We start from the raw sequence: 17,249 nt of genomic DNA, 5'->3' as shown, positions 1-17,249 counted from the left end.
CCCGCATGTGCGGGCCAACCGGATCGGCGACGCGTACTACCCTCGGCCGCATGAGCCGACCTGCCGGCGCAGACCGGCCTCCCCTGTGGCGGGATCGCACCTTCGGCACGTACTGGGTCGCGCAGTCGCTCTCGGCGGCCGGCGACTCGTTCGCGTACCTGGCGGTGCCGCTGCTGGTGCTCCAGGCGACCGGGTCGGTGGCGCAGATGGGCCTGCTCACCGCCGTCGCGGGCGCGGCGTCCGTCGCCGCCGGGATCTTCGGCGGGGTGCTGGTCGACCGGTACGACCGCCGCACGCTGATGATCGTGGCGGACCTGACCCGCCTGTTGCTCTACGGCCTGGTGCCGCTGGCGTGGCTGGCCGGCCCACAGGTGTGGCTGCTCTTCGTCGTGCTGCCGATCTGCGAGGCCGCCGGCATGGTCTTCCAGGTCGCCGCCGTCACCGCGGTCCGCAACCTCGTCGATCGTGATCGGCTCACCGAGGCCAACGGTCGATTGCAGGCGACGTACGCGGCGGCGGCCGTCCTCGGGCCGCTGCTCGCCGGCGTGGTGTCGGCCCGCTTCGGCCCGTCGACCGCCATCGCCGTCAACGCGGCGAGTTTCGCGCTCTCCGCGGCGGGACTGTGGATGATCCGACTACGGCCCGCACCGGCCGACGGCGCCGCGACGGTGACCCGGGAGCGGCCGCTGGCCGAGTTCCTGGCCGGGGCGCGGTTCCTGTGGCGACAGCCCGTCCTACGCGCGCTGACCATCCTGCTGTCGGTGTTCATCTTCCTGACCTACGGCTTCGTCGACGTGCTGATCTACCACGTCACCCACGACCTCGGCGGCTCCGAGGGCACCGTCGGCACGGTGCTCGGCCTGGCGGCGCTGGGCACGGTCGCCGGTGCGCTGCTGGTGGCCCCGCTGCGTCGACGGCGCGGATTCGGCGCGACGTGGATCGGCGCCCACGCGGTCTGCGGGTTCGCGGTGGCGGGCGTCGGCATCGCGACGAGCGTGCCCGCTGTCACCGCGCTGACCGCCGTGTACCTGTGCTGCCTCAGCGTCGGCGGCATCTGCTCGATGTCGCTGCGCCAGGAGATCACCCCTGACCACCTGCTCGGCCGGGTCACGTCGGCGTTCTGGAGCACGCACTACGCGCTCGGTCCGGCTGGCGCAGTCGTGCTGACCTGGGCCGCCGCCCGGTTCGGCGTCGCGGCCGTCACGCTCGCGGCCGGAGCGGGGTGCCTGCTGGTAGCCGTTGGTGGCCTCTTCAGCCCGGTCCGCCGCGCCGGCTCCGAGCCAGCCGCTGCGCAGGTGGGACTCCGCGCCGCCCCGGCCGGCGGCACGGTCGGCGGGTGAGACGCCGCACCCCATCCGCCAGCCGCGTTCGGGCGTCCGCGAGACTCGGCCGCTCAGAACTCCTGGTACATGACGTGCAGCCCGACCCGGCCGAGGGCGGGATGGCGGAACGCGCCCGGCACCGTGCCGACCACCGCGAAGCCCTCCCGCCGGTACAACTCCACCGCCGACCGGTTGCTCTCCGCCACTGCGTTGAACTGCATGCCGGCGTACCCCTGCTCGCGGGCCCAGGTCAGCGCATCGCGGCACAGCGCGGTGCCCACGCCCCGGCCCCGCGCGTCGGCGGCGACCATGAAGCTCGCGGTCGACACGTGCGCGCCCGGCCCGGGCCGGTTGGTGCCCATCTTCGCGGTGCCGAGCACCCGCTCGCCGTCGACCGCCACGACCGTCCGACCTGGTGCCACCTCGACCCACATGCCGTACGACTGCTCGGCGGTCATCGCCGGGTCGTAGGTGAAGGTCTCCTGTGCCCCGATCACCCCCTCGATGATCGGCCACACCTGCGACCAGTCCTGGTCGACGAACTCCCTAATCAGCACCGGGGGAGGTTAAGCCCGCGACGTGCCCCGGACAATCGGTTATCCCCGGGTGCATCCGAGTGGCGGTCCCGGTGCGAAGCATGGGTCGTGACGAGACGTCACGGATCCGACGCTTCGACGAAAGGCCCGCTGATGAAGATCGCACGACTCGCCGCCAGGATGGCGGTGGGCGCCATGGCCACCGCGCTGGCCACCACGGCCATCGCTGTGCCGGCCGCTCAGGCGACCGGCAAGGCCAAGCCGCTCGGCACGACCTCACTCGCCGCTGTGCTCACGAAGGACACCAGCGGCTTCGACCGCAACTCGCGGGACTTCGACGTGCTGACCGCGGCCGTGCTGGCCGTGCTGGAGGCCAAGCCGAACTCGCCGGTCAAGGTGCTCACCGACGGCACTGTCGCACTGACCGCGTTCATCCCCACCGACGCGGCCTTCCAGCAGTTGGTACGCGAGATCACGGAGGCGAAGAAGCTGCCGAGCGAGAGCGCGGCCTTCTCCGCCGTCGCCGGGCTGGGCATCGACACCGTCGAATCGGTGCTGCTCTACCACGTGGTCCCGGGCGCCACCATCGATCGCAGGACGGCGGTCCGGGCCGACGGCACAGACCTGAGCACCGCGCTCGGCTCGACCGTCGAGGTCGACGTGCGCACCTACCTGTACTTCTTCCGCCAGGTGCGCCTGATCGACGCCGACACCAACGACCGGGACGCCCGCGTCGTCACCTTCGACGTCAACAAGGGCAACCGGCAGATCGCGCACTCGGTGGACCGGGTGCTGCGCCCGATCGACCTGCCCTGACCGAGAGCGGGTGGCGTCCGACCACGCGTCGGGCGCCACCCGCGCCGGCCGTCAGGCCGAGGCGAGCGCGGCGAGCTCCTCGTCGAGCAGACCTGCCAGCCGGGCATGCCGCCCAGCGTGGGTGCGAACGGTCATGCCGCGGCTGGGCATCTCCACAGTCATCAGCAGGTACAGGTGCAGCCGGTAGAGACCCAACCGGCGGCGCGCGGAGGCGTCCAGCAGCAGCGGCTCGGCGGCGTTGGCCTGGTAGCCACGCAGCAGGGGATGCTCCGGTTCCTCCTCCACACGCCGGAAGAGCAGTGGCGAGACCAGGTCCAGCAGTGGATCGCCATAGAGGAACCGTTCGCCGTCCACCAGGCCACGCAGCCGCCACCGGCCGTCCGGGTCGGGCGCGGCCAGCACGTTGCCGTCCCAGCAGTCGAAGTGCAGCAACGCCGGCCGGCGCACCTCGTCCAGCACGGCGGCGTGCCGCTGCACCAGCGCGTGCAGTCGTTCCGGGGTGACCGGCAGCCGGACGTTCCAGTCGGTCGCGTCGGCGAGCAACGCATCGAGCATCGCCGTGAACGCGGCACGCCAGGTCGACGCGCCGGGACGGTCGTCGTCGTACCCGAACCGGTCGCCGGTGACCTGGTGCAACGCGGCGAGGGCAACCCCGAGGTCGTATCGCGCCGGGCCGTCGTCGACACCACCCTCGGCCAGGTCGACCAGCGACCGGCCGGGCAGCATCGCGGTGACCAACCACTCGCCGTACGCCGGGTCGGTGCCGTGGTGCAGCACCTCGGGCACCGGCACCTGCGGCGCACGGTCGGCGACGAGGTGGAAGTAGCGGGCCTCGGCCGCGCAGAGCCCGCGCTCGTAGCGCAGCAGCGGCGTCCCGGTCGGCGGGGCCAGCTTCAGCACCACCCGGCGGTCGTCGTCGAGCAACGCCCACCAGACGGTCGCGTACCCGCCGCCGTCCAGTGGACCGGAGTCCCTGACCTGGACGTGCGACCCGAGCGACGCGCGGAGCAGGTACGCCACCTCGTCCGGCCGGAGGGCACGCTGGGTGGGGCTGGCTCCGGTCACGGCCCCGCGTCACCCCGTCGGGCACGCGGCGCCGACGCGGCGGTGGCGGGGGAGGAACGCGGCGCGGGACCGGCGGTGTCGCGGCGAACCAGCTCGGCGGGCAGCACCTCGACCCGTGGTTCCGGCGCTCCGGCACCCAGCACCAGGGACATCGCGCGCACCCCCATGTCGACCAGCGGCAGTCGCACGGTGGTCAGCGCCGGGGTCACATCCCGGGCGATCGGCATGTCGTCGAAGCCCACCACGGAAATCTGCTGCGGCACGGCCAGCCCGCGCGCGCGGAGGGCGGCGAGCGCGCCAATGGCCATCGAGTCGTTGAGCGCCACGATCGCGGTCAGCTCCGGGTCGGCGTCGAGCAGTCGGGCAGTGGCCTCCGCGCCGCCGTCGCGGTCGAACTCCGCGTACCGGATGCGCCGTTCCGGCAGCTCGCGGCCCTGCTCGGCGAGGGCCTGCCGGAGGCCGGCCAGCCGGTCGGTCGTGGTGGTCAGGATCCGCGGGCCGGCGACCACCCCGATCGCCCGGTGCCCCAGCCCGCACAGCTCCCGCCCGGCGAGGTAGCCGCCGGTCCGGTTGTCCGGCATCACCGCGTCGCCGGAGTGCTCGTGCCGGCCGATCACCGCCACCCGCCCGCCGGTGGCCTCGTACGCGGCGAGCTTCTCGTTGAGCTGCCGGGTGAACGCCTCGTCGTGGTAGCCGGAGCCGGCCAGGATCAGTGCCGCCACCTGGTGACCGCGCAGCAGCTCCACGTACTCCAGCTCACGGTCCGGGTCCCGGTAGCTGTTGCAGATCATCAGCAGCCGCCCCTGGTCGGTGGCGACGCGTTGCAGCCCACGGGTGATCTCGGCGAAGTACGGGTCGGAGACGTCGTGCACGATCACACCCACGGCGCTGCGGTGCGAGCGGGCGAGCAGCTGGGCATGGGCGTTCGGCACGTACTGCAACTCGGCGACGGCGGCGAGCACCCGCTCACGCAGCTCGTCGGTGACCGGCTTGCTGCTGCCGTTGATGACGCGGGAGGCGGTGGCGGGGGACACGCCCGCGCGACGTGCCACATCGGACAGAGTCGCCATGGCCCGCCCCCTTGGTCTGTTGACGGCATTTCGCCGTGCCGGCTAGCGTCACGGTACCGCAGAGAAAGCCCTTTCCCGCAGGGAGGCCCGGCCATGTCCGATCGCTTCGCCGACGAGTGCTTCGATGCCTGACGGGCCGGCCCCGCTGCCCGGCGGGGTCGGGCTCTCTCGGCTGCGTGTCTACGACACCGTCGCCCCGGATGGCCTGGTCGGCGGCACGCCGCACGTGCACCTGTGCTGCACCGAGGGGTACGTGGTGACCGACGGCCAGGGCGCGGTGCAGACCCTGACGACCGCCGGCTTCCGGGAGACAGCCCTGCGGCCGGGGGTGGTGGTCTGGTTCGAGCCGGGCACCGTGCACCGCCTGGTCAACACCGGCGGGCTGGGCATCGTGGTGCTCATGCAGAACAGCGGCCTGCCCGAGGCCGGCGACGCGGTGCTGACCTTCCCTCCCGACGTGCTGGCCGATCCGGGCGTGTATGCCGCGGCGGCCGAGCTGCCCGACGGGGGAGCGCCGGGCGCGGACGTGCGGGCCGCGTACCGTCGACGTGACCTCGCGGTGACCGGCTTCCAGGCGCTGCGGTCCGGCGGTCCGGCGGCGCTGGCTGCCTTCCACGCCGCCGCGGTCGCCCTGCGCCAGCCACTGCTGGCGGGGTGGCGGCAGCGATGGGAGGCCGGCGCGGGCCGGGCCGCCGCCAGCACCGGCAGCCAGCTCGACGCCCTGGAGCGAGGCGACCCCCGTCACCTGGCCGAGGCCGGGGTGTACGCGGTGGACGAGCCGGTCGAGCGGGGTCGGCTCGGCATGTGCGGCCTGCTGGACACCTACCCGGCGGCCGTCTGACCGTCCCTTCGGGACAGCCGGTGGGTCACCAGGCATCGGTGGAAACAGATCGAGGAAAGGCCTTGCCCGGCGTGAGGGTGCCGCCTACGCTCCAGGAAAGCGTTTGCCTGATCCGCCGAACGGCCCCCTCCACGGGTGCCGTGCCGGGCCCCGAGGAGGTTCCGCGTGACCGAGAACTCTCTGGACACGGCGGGCCGGCAGGCCGCCGCCGAGGCGGCGGGCGGTGATCCGGCGGCTGCGGCCTCGCTCGCCTCCGCAACGTCGACACCCGCCGAGGATCCGGGCCGGTCCACAGTGGCTGGCCGACCGCCCGGAACCGGCGGCCGGCCACCCCGACCGACGCTCGGTCGCCGGGCGGCGGCCTTCGCCGACTCGCTCTGGCGTCCGGCGCTGGTGCTCGCCGTCGTCTTCGCCGCGTGGTGGTTCGTGGCCGCGCAGGAGTACGTCCCGAACTACCTGGTGCCCACACCCGCCCAGGTCTGGGAGACGATGACCGGTCAGTGGTCCGAGCTGGCCCGACACACCCTCGTCACCCTCTACGAGACGGTGCTCGGCTTCGTGCTGGCCGCCGCGCTGGGTCTGGCCACCGCAGTGGCCATCGCCTACTCCCGCACCCTCGACAAGGCGCTCTATCCGATCGTCCTGTTCGCACAGGTCATCCCGAAGATCGCCATCGCGCCACTCCTGGTGGTCTGGTTCGGCCTCGGCCTCACCCCGAAGATCATCCTGGCGGTGCTCATCGCGTTCTTCCCGGTGGTCATCTCCGGCGTGGCCGGGCTGCGCTCCACCGACCCGGAGCTGCTCGACCTCGCCGCCACGATGGGCGCGGGGCCGTGGCGCACCTTCCGCAAGATCCGCTTCCCGAACGCGTTGCCGCACCTGATGGCCGGCCTGAAGGTGGCCGTCACCCTCGCGGTGGTCGGCGCCGTGGTCGGTGAGTTCGTGGGCGCCAGCGAAGGGCTCGGCTACGTCCTGTTGCTGGCCAACGGCAACCTCGACGCCCCGCTGCTGTTCGCCGACCTGATCCTGATGTCCGCCATCGGCATCGTCCTGTTCGTCCTGGTCGAGATCGCCGAGGCACTGCTCATCCCGTGGCATGCCAGCCGCCGCGCCGGCGTGTCCCTCACCACCTCCTGACCGACCCCATCACGGAGGCACCGATGAAACGCACCGCCACCACCATCCTGGCCACCGCAGCCCTGCTCCTCGCCGCCACCGGCTGCGGTGGGGACGACTCCGCCGGCAAGACCGGCGCCGACGGCAGCAAACAGGTCACCCTCACCCTCAATTGGGTGCCCTACGGCGAGCACGCGCCGTTCTACTACGGCCTGCAGAAGGGCTACTACTCCGCCGAGGGCATCGACCTGAAGATCCTGCCCGGCAACGGCTCGGGCAACACGGTCAAGCAGGTCGCCCAGAAGCAGACCGACTTCGGCTGGGCGGACAGCCCGGTGCTGCTCAAGTCGGTGGCCAGTGGGATGCCGGTGCGCAGCCTCGGCGCGTACCTGGAGAAGGGCCCGTCCTCGGTGGAGTTCTTCACCGAGGAGAACATCAAGACCCCGGCCGACCTCAAGGGCAAGACCGTGGGCGGCACGCCCGGCGACGCCCTCTACGCCACATTCCCGGCCTGGCTGGAGAAGAACGGCGTCAAGAAGGACGAGGTCAAGGTCGTGAACGTGGACGCCGCCGGCAAGATCGCCGCCCTGGCCGAGGGCAAGGTCGACGCCATCATGGGCTTCTTCCACGACCAGGCGCCGACCATCGAGAGCAAGACCGGCAAGAAGGTCGACGTGCTGCTCTTCGCCGACTACGGCATGAACCTGCTCGGCACCGGGCTGATCGCCAACACCCAGACCCTGCAGAAGGACCCGGATCTGGCCCGCAAGTTCGTCCGTGCCACCCAGAAGTCCTGGGCCGACGCCGCACGTGACCCGGCCGGAGCGGTCAGCGCGATGGTCGCCCTCGCCGAGAACGAGCCCGCCCCCGAGGTGCTCACCAAGCAGCTCACCCTCAACCTGCCGCTGCTCGGCTCCGAAGGCCCGCCCGGAGTGAACACCGAGGCCCAGTGGACCGAGACCATCGACCTGATGTCCCGTTACGCGGAGCTGAAGGACCCGGGCGCGCCCAACGCGTACTGGGACTCCTCGTACGCGGCGCAGGGGTGACGCCGTGACCGCCGCGCCGGCAGCCACCGGCACCGCAATCGGGATGTCCGGGGTGACCGTACGGTTCACCTCCCGACGGTCGCAGACCACCGCGCTGGACGACGTCTCACTGGACATCGAGCCCGGGGAGTTCGTGACGATCGTCGGTCCCTCCGGCTGCGGCAAGTCCACCCTGCTGAAGATCGTCGCGGGGTTGGTCAAGCCGACCAGCGGTGCGGTGTCGCTGTTGCAGCGCCCGGTACGCGGCCCACAGAAGGAGATCGGTTTCGTCTTCCAGAAGGCCGCGCTGCTGGAGTGGCGCGGCGCGCGGGCCAACATCCTGCTCCAGGCCGAGATGCGCGGCATGGACCGGGCCCAGGCGTCCCGTCGGGCCGACGAGCTGATCGAGATGACCGGCCTGACCGGCTTCGAGAAGGCCCTGCCGCACGAGTTGTCGGGCGGCATGCAGCAGCGGGTGGCGCTCTGCCGTGCGTTGCTGCACTCCCCGCCGGTGCTGCTGATGGACGAGCCGTTCGGCGCCCTGGACGCGCTGACCCGCGAGCAGATGAATGCCGAGCTGCACCGGATCTGGCGGGAGACCGACACCACCGTCGTGCTGGTCACCCACTCCATCGCCGAGGCGGTCTTCCTCGGCACCCGGGTCGTGGTGATGAGCGCCCGGCCCGGCCGGATCATCCGCACCTTTCCGGTCGAGCTGCCGGCGCACCGCGACTACGCGCAGGTGATGTCGGACCGCCGTTTCGACCGCCTCGCCACCGACCTGCGTGGGTTGCTCGGCAGCGCGGCCGCCAACCACTGAGCGCGGATCGGCACGACCAGCACGACGGAAGGAAAACCATGACCCGCAGGTCGATCGGCATCATCGTCAACGGAGTGACCGGAAGGATGGGCTACCGCCAGCACCTCGTCCGCTCGCTGCTGGCCATCCGCGAATCCGGCGGCGTGGCGCTGGCCGACGGCACGACCATCTGGCCGGAACCAGTCCTGGTCGGGCGCAACGAGACGAAACTCCGGGAGCTCGCCGAGCGGCACGGCCTGACCGACTGGACCACCGACCTGACCTCGGCGCTGGCCCGCGACGACGTCGAGATCTACTTCGACGCCCAGGTGACCCAGCAGCGGGAGAAGGCGATCCGGCAGGCCATCGAGGCAGGCAAGCACATCTACACGGAGAAGCCGCTGGCCGAGGACACCGCCGCCGCGCTCGACCTGGCCCGGGCGGCGGACGCGGCCGGCGTACGCACCGGTGTCGTGCAGGACAAGCTCTTCCTGCCCGGCCTGCGCAAGCTCAAGCGCCTCATCGACGGCGGCTTCTTCGGCCGGATCCTCTCGGTGCGCGGTGAGTTCGGCTACTGGGTCTTCGAGGGCGACTGGCAGCCCGCTCAGCGTCCGTCGTGGAACTACCGGACCGAGGACGGCGGCGGCATCGTGGTCGACATGTTCCCGCACTGGCACTACGTGCTGGAGGAGCTGTTCGGCCGGGTCACCGCCGTGTCCTGCGTGACCGCCACCCACGTGCCACAACGGGTCGACGAGACCGGTCAGGTCTACCAGGCGACCGCCGACGACGCCGCGTACGGGATCTTCGAACTCGACGGCGGCATCATCGCGCAGATCAACTCGTCCTGGGCCGTGCGGGTGTACCGCGACGAGCTGGTGGAGTTCCAGGTCGACGGCACCGAGGGCAGCGCCATCGCCGGCCTGCGCAACTGTCGGGTGCAGCACCGGGCGGTCACCCCGAAGCCGGTGTGGAACCCGGACCTGCCGGCCACCGAGGACTTCCGGGCCCAGTGGGTCGAGGTGCCCGACAACGAGGAGTTCGACAACGGTTTCAAGGTGCAGTGGGAGGCGTACCTGCGGCACGTCGTGGCCGGTGAGCCGTTCCGGTGGGACTTCCTGGCCGGCGCGCGCGGTGTGCAGCTCGCCGAGCTGGGGCTGCGCTCCGCCCGCGAGGGTGGTCGCATCGAGGTGCCGGAGCTGCGCTCATGACCGCCGAGGTGGTGTTGCCGGGCGGGCGACGGCACCGGCTGGCCGGGGGGAGCGGCTTCGCCCGTCCGGCCGGGCCGGCGACCAGCCGGATCGCGTACGCGGCAGCGCACGTCGTCGCCGACCCGACCGCGGAGAACGTGCCGGGCGCCCCGGCGACGGTGGACTGGGACACCACCCTCGCCTTCCGGCGGCACCTGTGGTCGTACGGGCTGGGGGTCGCCGAGGCGATGGACACCGCCCAGCGGGGGATGGGGCTGGACTACCCGGCGACCCGGGAGCTGATCCGCCGCAGTGCCGCCGAGGCCCGCGCGGCGGGCGGGTTGATCGTCGCGGGGGTCGGCACGGATCAGCTGCCCGCTGGCCCGGCCACCCTGGCGGCGGTCACCGCCGCGTACCTGGGGCAGCTCGACGACGTACGCGCTGCCGGCGCCCGGCCGGTGCTGATGTGCAGCCGACACCTGGCCGCCGCGGCGCGCGGGCCGGAGGACTACCTCCGGGTGTACGACGAGCTGCTGAGCGCCGCCGACGAGCCGGTGGTGCTGCACTGGCTGGGCCCGATGTTCGACCCGGCGTTGACCGGCTACTGGGGTGCGGTCGACCTGGACCTGGCCGCCGACACGGTCGTCGAGCTGATCAAGGCACACCAGTCGAAGGTGGACGGCATCAAGGTGTCGCTGCTCGACGCCGGCCGGGAGGTCGCGCTGCGTCGCAGACTGCCCGCCGGGGTACGCCTCTACACCGGTGACGACTTCCACTACCCGGAGCTGATCCGGGGCGATGAGGTGGGGCACTCGGACGCGCTGCTCGGGGTGTTCGCGGCCATCACACCGGCCGCCGCCGCCGCGCTGGCCGCCCTGGACCGGGGGGACCTGGCGGCGTACGACGAGATCTTCGCGCCGACCGTGCCGCTGGCCCGGCACCTGTTCGCGGCCCCGACCTGGCACTACAAGACAGGGATCGTCTTCCTGGCCTGGCTTGCCGGGCACCAGGACCACTTCACCATGGTCGGCGGCGCGCAGTCCGGGCGATCCCCGGCACATCTGGCCACGCTGCTCACCCTGGCCGACGCGGCGGGGTTGTTGCCGGACGCCGACCTGGCCGCCTCCCGCGCCCGAGCGCTGTTCACGGTGGCGGGGGTGGAGCAGTGAGCGCGAGGAGTGAGCCGGTCCTGCGAGCCCCGCAGTCGCGAACGGCAAGCCCACAGAGCCTCGCGCGCTTCTCGTTCAACCAGGCGACCGCCCAGCGGTGGCCACTGCCCGACGTGGTGGCCGGCTGCGTGGCCGCCGGGGTGCCGGGCGTCGGGCTGTGGCGGGAGCCGGTCGCCGATCATGGGCTGGCCCGATCCGCGAAGCTGGTCCGCGACGCCGGTCTCACCGTCACCTCGCTGTGCCGGGGCGGCTTCTTCTCCACCGACGACTGGCGCGCGCAGAACCTGCTGGCCATCGAGGAGGCGGCCACACTGGGTGCCCCGGAGCTGGTGCTGGTGTCCGGTGGGCTGCCGCCGGGCAGCAGGGACATCGACGGCGCCCGGCAGCGGGTCGCGGACGCGATCGGTGAGCTGGCCCCGCACGCCGAGGCCGCCGGCGTACGCCTGGCGATCGAGCCGCTGCACCCGATGTTCGCCGCCGACCGCTGCGTGATCGCCAGCCTCGGTCAGGCCCTGGACATCGCCGAGCGGTTCGACCCGACGGTGGTCGGCGTGGTCGTGGACGCGTACCACGTCTGGTGGGACGACACGGTGTACGCGCAGATCGCGCGGGCGGGCTCCCGGATCGCCGCGTTCCAGGTCTGCGACTGGGTGACACCGCTGCCGGAGGGGGTGCTGCTCGGCCGGGCGCTGCCCGGCGACGGGTGCATCGAACTGCGCCGGTTGCGCGAGGCGGTCGACGCGGCCGGCTACGGCGGCCCGATCGAGGTGGAGGTCTTCTCCGCCGAGGTGTGGGCGCGGCCGGGCGCGGAGGTGCTGGACGCGGCGATAGCCGGCTACCTGCGCCACGTTGTCTGAGACTGCCGAGCGGCGCTGGCCGGCGGCGGTCGGCGCGTGGTTGGGCATCGGCACCGCGCCCGCCACGCTGGTGCTCGGTGCGGCGATGGCGGCCCGGCACGGCGGCGCGGTGCCGGTCGCCGGGCTGCTGGTCGGCGGGGTGCTGATGGCGGCGCTGCTCTGGGGGCAGGGCCGGATCGGCCTGCGCCGGCCGCTCGGCGACGGCGGAACGCTGACCGCGGTGCTGCCCGCCTACCTGGGCAACACGTCACGGCTGCTGCTGGCGGCGGTGCTGGCCGTGTCGATGGTCGGCTGGAACGGGTTCAACGTCGGGCTCGGCGGGGCCTCCCTGGCCGCCCTGACGGACCTGCCGGGCTGGGCCGGGCCGGTCCTGCTGGAGGTGGCGGTGCTGGCCGTCTCCTGGGGGCCGGCCCGGCTCGGCAACCGCGTCGCCGTGCTCACCACGCTCAGCGCGGTGGTCCTGGTCGGCTGGTGCCTGACGGTGCTGCCGCCACCCGGTGCGCCGGTTCGCCTCGCCACCGGTGGGCTCGCCGACGCCGCCGCGCTGATCGGCTACGCGGCGGTGTTCGCGCTGCGCGCGCCGGACTTCAGCGTCGGCCTCGCCCGGCGGCGGGACCTGGCCTGGTGCGTGGGGCTGCTGATCGGGCCCGCGCTGCTCGGGGTGATCGCCGGCGCCGGCCTGTGGCTGCGGACCGGCTCGGCCGACGTGGTCGCGCTGCTGGCCGCCGGCTCGGGCCTGGCCGCGTACGCGAATCTGTTCGTCGCTGTGGCGGTCTTCGCCGCCGCGTTGACCACCACGTACTCCGGGGCGCTGGCGATCCGTGGCCTGGCACCCCGCGTGCCGGCTCGTACAGCGATGCTGGTCGTCGCGGTCCTCGGCGGGGTGCTGGCGGTGGCGCGTTTCGACCGCCTCGTGCTGCAGTGGTTGACGCTCCTGGCCGCCGCGCTGCCGGTGCTGGTGGTGCCGATGGCCGTGGAAGCCGCGGCCCGTCGACGCGGTCGTGCGCCGCGGACCGTGCCCGCCTGGTGTTGGGTGCCGGCCGCGTTGCTGGCGGTGGCCTGCACGCTCGCCGGGGTCGGCGTCGCGCCGCTGCTCGGGCTGGCCCTGGCCGGGGCGTGCACCGTGCTCTGGCGGCGGCAAGGACACGCGGCCCGGGCGGCCGATGGTGGCGCCTAGCGGGTGGCGTGCTCGCCGTGGTCGCTGACCTGGGCGTCGAACCAGTGGTGCAGGGCATCGCGGAGCGCGGCGTCGTCGGTGGTGTAGGTGGCCTGTGCGCCGTCGGGTGTGGTCGCGTACTCGATGGTGATCCGCCCGTCGTGTGCCTGAAGCGCTGCCAGGCCGGGCATTTCGGTGCCGTGGATGCGGGCGGGATCGCCGAAGTCGCCACGCCGGAACCGCTCGACCTCAGCGGTCAGATGCTGCTGGACAAGAGTGATCTGGGTGGTGTCCTGGCGGTCGTCGGCGACCACGGTCTGCACGCCACCGGTGTCGGTCTTGGTGAAGCGGTGCGTGGTGCGATCCAGGTCGAACGGCATGACGGACGCGCCTCGCTCGGCGACGTCGGCCTGTCGGCTGGAGCTGGCCGTCGGTGTCGACGGTGCGGGGTCGTCGGCGCAGCCGAAGCTGAGCGCGGTGGCAGCGACGGCCGCCAGGAGCAGCGCGCGATGGGCACGAGGGCGGTCAGGACGGTTCATTGGTGGCCTCCGCGAGGGTCTGGAGCGCACGCACCACTGCCGCGCGCTGGTCGTCGGGGACGCGATCGAGCAGGGTGGTGAGCCGGTCCCGGCGGGCGTCGGCCTGCCGGGCGGCGGCGGTGGTGCCGGCAGCCGTCAGCAGAAGCAGAACGCCACGACCGTCACCCTCGGCTGTCTCCCGGTGCAACCAGCCCCTGTTGACCAGGTTGGTGACCAGGCGGCTGACGGTGCTCTTCTCCAGGCGCAGCCTGCGAGCCAGCTCCACCTGCCGGATCTGCCCCTCCCGGGCGATCTCCACCATGGCGTGCGCCTCCGAGACCGGCAGCGGCTGCCCGCACGGAGTCCGGTCGGGCTGGTGGAGGCCGAAGTTGCGGACGAACCGCATCAGGGCCTCCTGCGCCGCGTCGATCTCGCCAGGCTGCATGGTTCGACGCTACAACCAGATGGTTCGAGCGTGCAACCATTGTGGAGGGCGAACCCGTATCTGAGCCCCACGGGAGACACGGCACGACAATGGCGAGCGACCGGGTGCCCTGCTCCAGCTGGCCCCCGGACACCGCACCCTGCCGGAGGTGCTGGACACCTGGCCGGACTGCGTGTTGCGCGACCGCCGCACGGAACAGTTCCTGACCGTGGCCTTCCCGCACGTGCCGGTTCAGGTCTGGCCCCGCAACTGACCGGGGCGGCTGCCAGGCCCGACGCCTGGACATCTACCTGCTCGCCCTCGGGTGGCCACCCCACCGCTCGGCGGTCCACCAACGACGGACGTCGACCCTCCGGGCTGGCGGCCCGTCCGCCCTACTCGGCTCGCGGACCCGGAGCGCGCGAGCCGTACGCCGGGCCGAACACCACCAGCAGCGCCAGGTCCTCGGTCACCTCGTCGAACCGGTGCTCCTCGCCAGCCGGCACGAAGATCACCGAACCCGGGCCCACCTGGGCCGCGCCGTCCGGGGTCACGATCCGGGCCCGCCCCGCGGTGACCACATAGATCTCGTCCTCGGTGTGCGGGCTCTGCTCGTCGAGACCGCCCGCCGGGATGCAGTACGTCCCCACCGACAGGTCTGGCACTCTCAGCTGTTCGACCCAGTCGTTGGCGGCCCCGGCGGGTGCGGTCCACCGGCCCGCGCCTTCGATGATCAGCATGAAGGGAGCCTAGTACGGCATCGACAAACGCCGGTTTCCTGCTGTGGTGACGTACGCCGGCGGACCACAGCTGACAATCTTGGACAGTTTCGTTCGGCCTGAACGGTAAGTGTCCAAGATCTACGCTGCCAGCTCCCGCCCAAGCCCCGGCCGGCGTCGCTGGCGCGGTCGGGCCCTGGAATGGATCTTCTGGCCGCAACATCGTCAAACGGTCGACGCTGCCATCCGAAGCACGCCCCTCTGGACGTCTCGGCGGCCGAGCGGTGGCGGACAGGTCGATCCCTGCCCGCCACCGCTCGATCATCAGTTGACCGTGATGGTCAGGTTGGCCGAGCGGGTCTCTCCGCTGGTGTAGGTGGTCGTCACCCGGGCGGTGAAGGTCCCCTTGCGGGGATAGCTGTGGGCGGTCGACCGCAGCGTCGCCCCGTGTGTGATGGCGCTGTTGTCACCGAAGTCCCACGCGTAGTCGGTGATGCTCTGCCCGGACGGCGCTGTCGCGGTGGCGGTGAGCGTGGTGGCCAGCGGCGCGGTGCCGCTGGCCGGGTTGGCCGCGAGGGAGAGCGTCCCGCCCGGTTCCTGTTTGACCCCGGCGCCGTTGAACCGCAACCAGTCCAGCGACAGCAGGTCCGGGGTGCCACCGACCTGGGCGGCGTTGACGAACTTCGCGTACAGGGTGGTGGTGCCGGCTGGTTTGTTGGTGAGCGTGACGGTGGGCGACACCAGGTTGTCCCATCCGCCGGTCGAACCGATGGTGGCCGCGCCGACCAGGGTGCCGGTGGGGGAGCCGGTCCGCAGCTCGATGGTGCCGCCGAGCCCGCCGTTGGTCACCCCGAGCGTCACCGAGCCGACGTTGCGCAGGTCGACCGGCCCGTACGCCACCCAGTCGTTGTGGTCGACCTCGCCGAGCCGCTTGCCGGCGCGGGCGGTCGCCCGGTCGTTCACGATGATGCCGGACTGGGCGGTGAAGTGCTCGGCCTCCTTGCTCTTGGGCTGCAACTGGGCCCGGGTCGAGCCGGTCAGTGCCGGTACGCCGCCGGCCGCGCCGCCGTCGGTGTACTGCGCGGTGACCACGGTGTAGAGGTTCTGCCCCGGCCCGTGCCCGTCACCGGCGTCGGCCTCGGTGGCGAGCAGCCCCGAGCAGCCGGTGTAGACGTCCAGCGGATGGGCGTGCGAGTCGTGACCGAGCTGCGTCTGCACGGTGACCTTGGAGCAGTCGATGGTGGTCTCCTCCGGGTCGGTGACCGTCACCGTGTACGGGATCTTGTCGCCGAAGTCGAAGAAGCCCCCGTCGGGCACGGTGATGGTCACCGTGGGCCGGGTGTTGCCGACCACCACCTCGGTGACCGCGGTGGCGGTCAGCCCGTTGCCGCTGTTGCGGACGGTCAGCCGGGCGGTGTGCCTGCCGGCTGTCGAGTAGGTGTGGCTCGGGTTGGCCGCTGTGGAGTCGGTGCTGCCGTCGTTGGTGAAGTCCCAGGCGTAGCTGAGCGCCGAACCGTCACCGGCGGACGACCCGGCCGAGGAGAACGACACCGCGAGTGGGGTGCGCCCGCTGTCCGGGGTGGCGGCGATCTTCACGGCCGGTGGCCGCCCGTTGGCGACGTAGTCGATGCGGTAGATGCCCGCGCCGGCGTTGCTGCCGCCGCGACCGCTGCCGGTGCCCTCGCCGAAGTCGATGACGTAGAGCGAGCCGTCCGGCCCGAACTCCGCTTCGAAGGGCTGGATCCAGCTCATGTTGCCGAAGATCCCGTTGATCGACTGGAGGTCACCCACGGCGGTGGGGCCGAAGCGCGCGTTGCTGAAGGTCTGCGCTGTCTTGTGGATCGACAGCGTCTTGAACCATTTGCGGGTCAGCTCATAGGTGATCCACTTGCCTTCGAAGTACTCGGGGAACTTCGTGGTGCGGGTGTTGGCCGGGTCGTAGTCGTAGACCGGGCCGCTCATTGGCCCGCCGCCGCCGGTGCCCACCTCGGGGAACTGGGTGGAGGCCGAGTACGCGTACCAGACCAGCGCGGACTTCGACGCCGGCAGGGTGGTCAGGCCGGTGTTGTTGGGCGAGTTGTTGACCGGCGCGGCGCAGTTGAACTTCGCCCCGGAGGTGCTGGTGGCGAAGTTGTAGTCGTTGAACGGGATGTCGTTGCCCACGCAGTACGGCCAGCCGTAGTTGCCGGCACCGGTGATCCGGTTGAACTCGACAGTGCCCTCCGGGCCACGGTTGGGATCGGCGGCGCGGGCGTCCGGGCCGTAGTCGGCCACCAGCACTGCGTTGGTCTGCGGCTCGACGGTGATCCGGAACGGGTTGCGCATGCCCATCGCGTAGACCTCCGGGCGGGTCTTCGCGGTGCCGGCCGGGAAGAGGTTTCCGCTCGGCACTGTGTACGTACCGTCGGCCTGTGGGGTGATCCGCAGGATCTTGCCGCGAAGGTCGTTGGTGTTGCCGGCGGTGCCCTGGGCGTCCCAGGCGGCGCGGCCGGCCCGCTCGTCGACGGGCGTGTAGCCGCTGGAGGCGAACGGGTCGGTGTTGTCGCCGATCGCCGCGTAGAGCCGCCCCGGCCGCGTCCATGGCCAGCGAACCGCCCATGTGCGAGTTGGCCCGACCCTCACC

The 17,249-nt window shown here is 72.2% G+C and carries 17 protein-coding genes and 1 pseudogene; 11 read left to right on the top strand and 7 right to left on the bottom strand.

Features of this window, described 5'->3' with window-relative positions:
* Nucleotides 1-50 precede the first annotated feature (50 nt).
* Nucleotides 51-1,340: an MFS transporter gene (locus tag AC3CF1_RS05040; protein ID WP_488449673.1), complete on the top strand. Its 1,290-nt coding sequence runs from the start codon at nt 51-53 to the stop codon at nt 1,338-1,340.
* A gap of 53 nt (nt 1,341-1,393) precedes the next feature.
* Here AC3CF1_RS05040 and AC3CF1_RS05035 read toward each other — a convergent pair whose 3' ends face one another.
* Nucleotides 1,394-1,879 (bottom strand): GNAT family N-acetyltransferase, encoded by a 486-nt coding sequence (locus AC3CF1_RS05035; RefSeq protein ID WP_088948515.1) that lies wholly within the window; start codon nt 1,877-1,879, stop codon nt 1,394-1,396.
* 132 nt (nt 1,880-2,011) lie between these two features.
* On the opposite strand from AC3CF1_RS05035, the gene AC3CF1_RS05030 reads away from it, so the two are divergent.
* Complete coding sequence (locus AC3CF1_RS05030; RefSeq protein ID WP_488449672.1) at nt 2,012-2,674, top strand: fasciclin domain-containing protein; 663 nt, start codon at nt 2,012-2,014, stop codon at nt 2,672-2,674.
* A gap of 51 nt (nt 2,675-2,725) precedes the next feature.
* Here AC3CF1_RS05030 and AC3CF1_RS05025 read toward each other — a convergent pair whose 3' ends face one another.
* Together AC3CF1_RS05025 and AC3CF1_RS05020 are read right to left on the bottom strand one after the other, a co-directional pair.
* Entirely contained in the window at nt 2,726-3,739 is a 1,014-nt protein-coding gene (locus AC3CF1_RS05025) for a phosphotransferase family protein (RefSeq protein WP_488449671.1), read from the bottom strand.
* Complete coding sequence (locus AC3CF1_RS05020) at nt 3,736-4,809, bottom strand: LacI family DNA-binding transcriptional regulator (protein WP_328374276.1); 1,074 nt, start codon at nt 4,807-4,809, stop codon at nt 3,736-3,738. The genes AC3CF1_RS05025 and AC3CF1_RS05020 overlap by 4 nt, the downstream gene beginning before the upstream one ends.
* 124 nt (nt 4,810-4,933) lie before the next feature.
* Here AC3CF1_RS05020 and AC3CF1_RS05015 point away from each other — a divergent pair, with 124 nt between their 5' ends.
* The 8 genes from AC3CF1_RS05015 to AC3CF1_RS04980 all read left to right on the top strand — a co-directional run bounded on the left by AC3CF1_RS05015 (nt 4,934) and on the right by AC3CF1_RS04980 (nt 12,986).
* Nucleotides 4,934-5,650 carry a cupin domain-containing protein gene (locus AC3CF1_RS05015; RefSeq protein ID WP_488449670.1) on the top strand — a complete coding sequence of 239 codons (717 nt, stop codon included), beginning with the start codon at nt 4,934-4,936 and terminating at the stop codon, nt 5,648-5,650.
* Between the two features lie 165 nt (nt 5,651-5,815).
* Nucleotides 5,816-6,787: an ABC transporter permease gene (locus AC3CF1_RS05010; protein WP_488449669.1), complete on the top strand. Its 972-nt coding sequence runs from the start codon at nt 5,816-5,818 to the stop codon at nt 6,785-6,787.
* Nucleotides 6,788-6,810: 23 nt separating this feature from the next.
* Nucleotides 6,811-7,815 (top strand): ABC transporter substrate-binding protein, encoded by a 1,005-nt coding sequence (locus AC3CF1_RS05005; RefSeq protein ID WP_488449668.1) that lies wholly within the window; start codon nt 6,811-6,813, stop codon nt 7,813-7,815.
* A 43-nt stretch (nt 7,816-7,858) separates the two neighbouring features.
* Nucleotides 7,859-8,614: an ABC transporter ATP-binding protein gene (locus tag AC3CF1_RS05000; RefSeq protein ID WP_488452042.1), complete on the top strand. Its 756-nt coding sequence runs from the start codon at nt 7,859-7,861 to the stop codon at nt 8,612-8,614.
* A 38-nt stretch (nt 8,615-8,652) separates the two neighbouring features.
* Complete coding sequence (locus tag AC3CF1_RS04995) at nt 8,653-9,804, top strand: Gfo/Idh/MocA family protein (protein WP_488449667.1); 1,152 nt, start codon at nt 8,653-8,655, stop codon at nt 9,802-9,804.
* Nucleotides 9,801-10,952, top strand: a complete 1,152-nt coding sequence (locus AC3CF1_RS04990) for a dihydrodipicolinate synthase family protein (protein ID WP_488449666.1) — start codon at nt 9,801-9,803, stop codon at nt 10,950-10,952. The genes AC3CF1_RS04995 and AC3CF1_RS04990 overlap by 4 nt, the downstream gene beginning before the upstream one ends.
* Nucleotides 10,953-10,972: 20 nt before the next feature.
* On the top strand, nt 10,973-11,809 hold the full coding sequence (locus AC3CF1_RS04985) for a sugar phosphate isomerase/epimerase family protein (protein WP_488452041.1): 837 nt from the start codon (nt 10,973-10,975) through the stop codon (nt 11,807-11,809).
* Nucleotides 11,802-12,986, top strand: coding sequence for a purine-cytosine permease family protein (locus AC3CF1_RS04980; protein ID WP_488449665.1), 1,185 nt, complete (start codon nt 11,802-11,804; stop codon nt 12,984-12,986). The genes AC3CF1_RS04985 and AC3CF1_RS04980 overlap by 8 nt, the downstream gene beginning before the upstream one ends.
* On the opposite strand, the gene AC3CF1_RS04975 is transcribed toward AC3CF1_RS04980, so the two are convergent.
* Nucleotides 12,983-13,504, bottom strand: a complete 522-nt coding sequence (locus tag AC3CF1_RS04975) for a hypothetical protein (RefSeq protein ID WP_488449664.1) — start codon at nt 13,502-13,504, stop codon at nt 12,983-12,985. The two genes, AC3CF1_RS04980 and AC3CF1_RS04975, sit on opposite strands and share 4 nt — an antisense overlap.
* Nucleotides 13,491-13,928 (bottom strand): MarR family transcriptional regulator, encoded by a 438-nt coding sequence (locus tag AC3CF1_RS04970; RefSeq protein WP_099854151.1) that lies wholly within the window; start codon nt 13,926-13,928, stop codon nt 13,491-13,493. Before AC3CF1_RS04970 ends, AC3CF1_RS04975 begins: the two co-directional genes overlap by 14 nt.
* Nucleotides 13,929-14,028: 100 nt before the next feature.
* Between AC3CF1_RS04970 and AC3CF1_RS04965 the strand changes: the two are divergent.
* Nucleotides 14,029-14,181, top strand: a pseudogene (locus AC3CF1_RS04965) (GNAT family N-acetyltransferase); the annotation flags it as partial.
* 121 nt (nt 14,182-14,302) lie between these two features.
* On the opposite strand, the gene AC3CF1_RS04960 reads toward AC3CF1_RS04965, so the two are convergent.
* Together AC3CF1_RS04960 and AC3CF1_RS04955 are read right to left on the bottom strand one after the other, a co-directional pair.
* Nucleotides 14,303-14,647 (bottom strand): cupin domain-containing protein, encoded by a 345-nt coding sequence (locus AC3CF1_RS04960; RefSeq protein ID WP_354983763.1) that lies wholly within the window; start codon nt 14,645-14,647, stop codon nt 14,303-14,305.
* A gap of 303 nt (nt 14,648-14,950) precedes the next feature.
* Entirely contained in the window at nt 14,951-17,248 is a 2,298-nt protein-coding gene (locus AC3CF1_RS04955) for a PKD domain-containing protein (protein WP_488449663.1), read from the bottom strand.
* Nucleotide 17,249 lies beyond the last annotated feature (1 nt).

The organism is Micromonospora sp. MGP-C2, from assembly GCF_057766525.1.
Note: the sequence above shows the minus strand (reverse complement) of the source record. Positions and strands in the feature narration are given on the sequence as shown.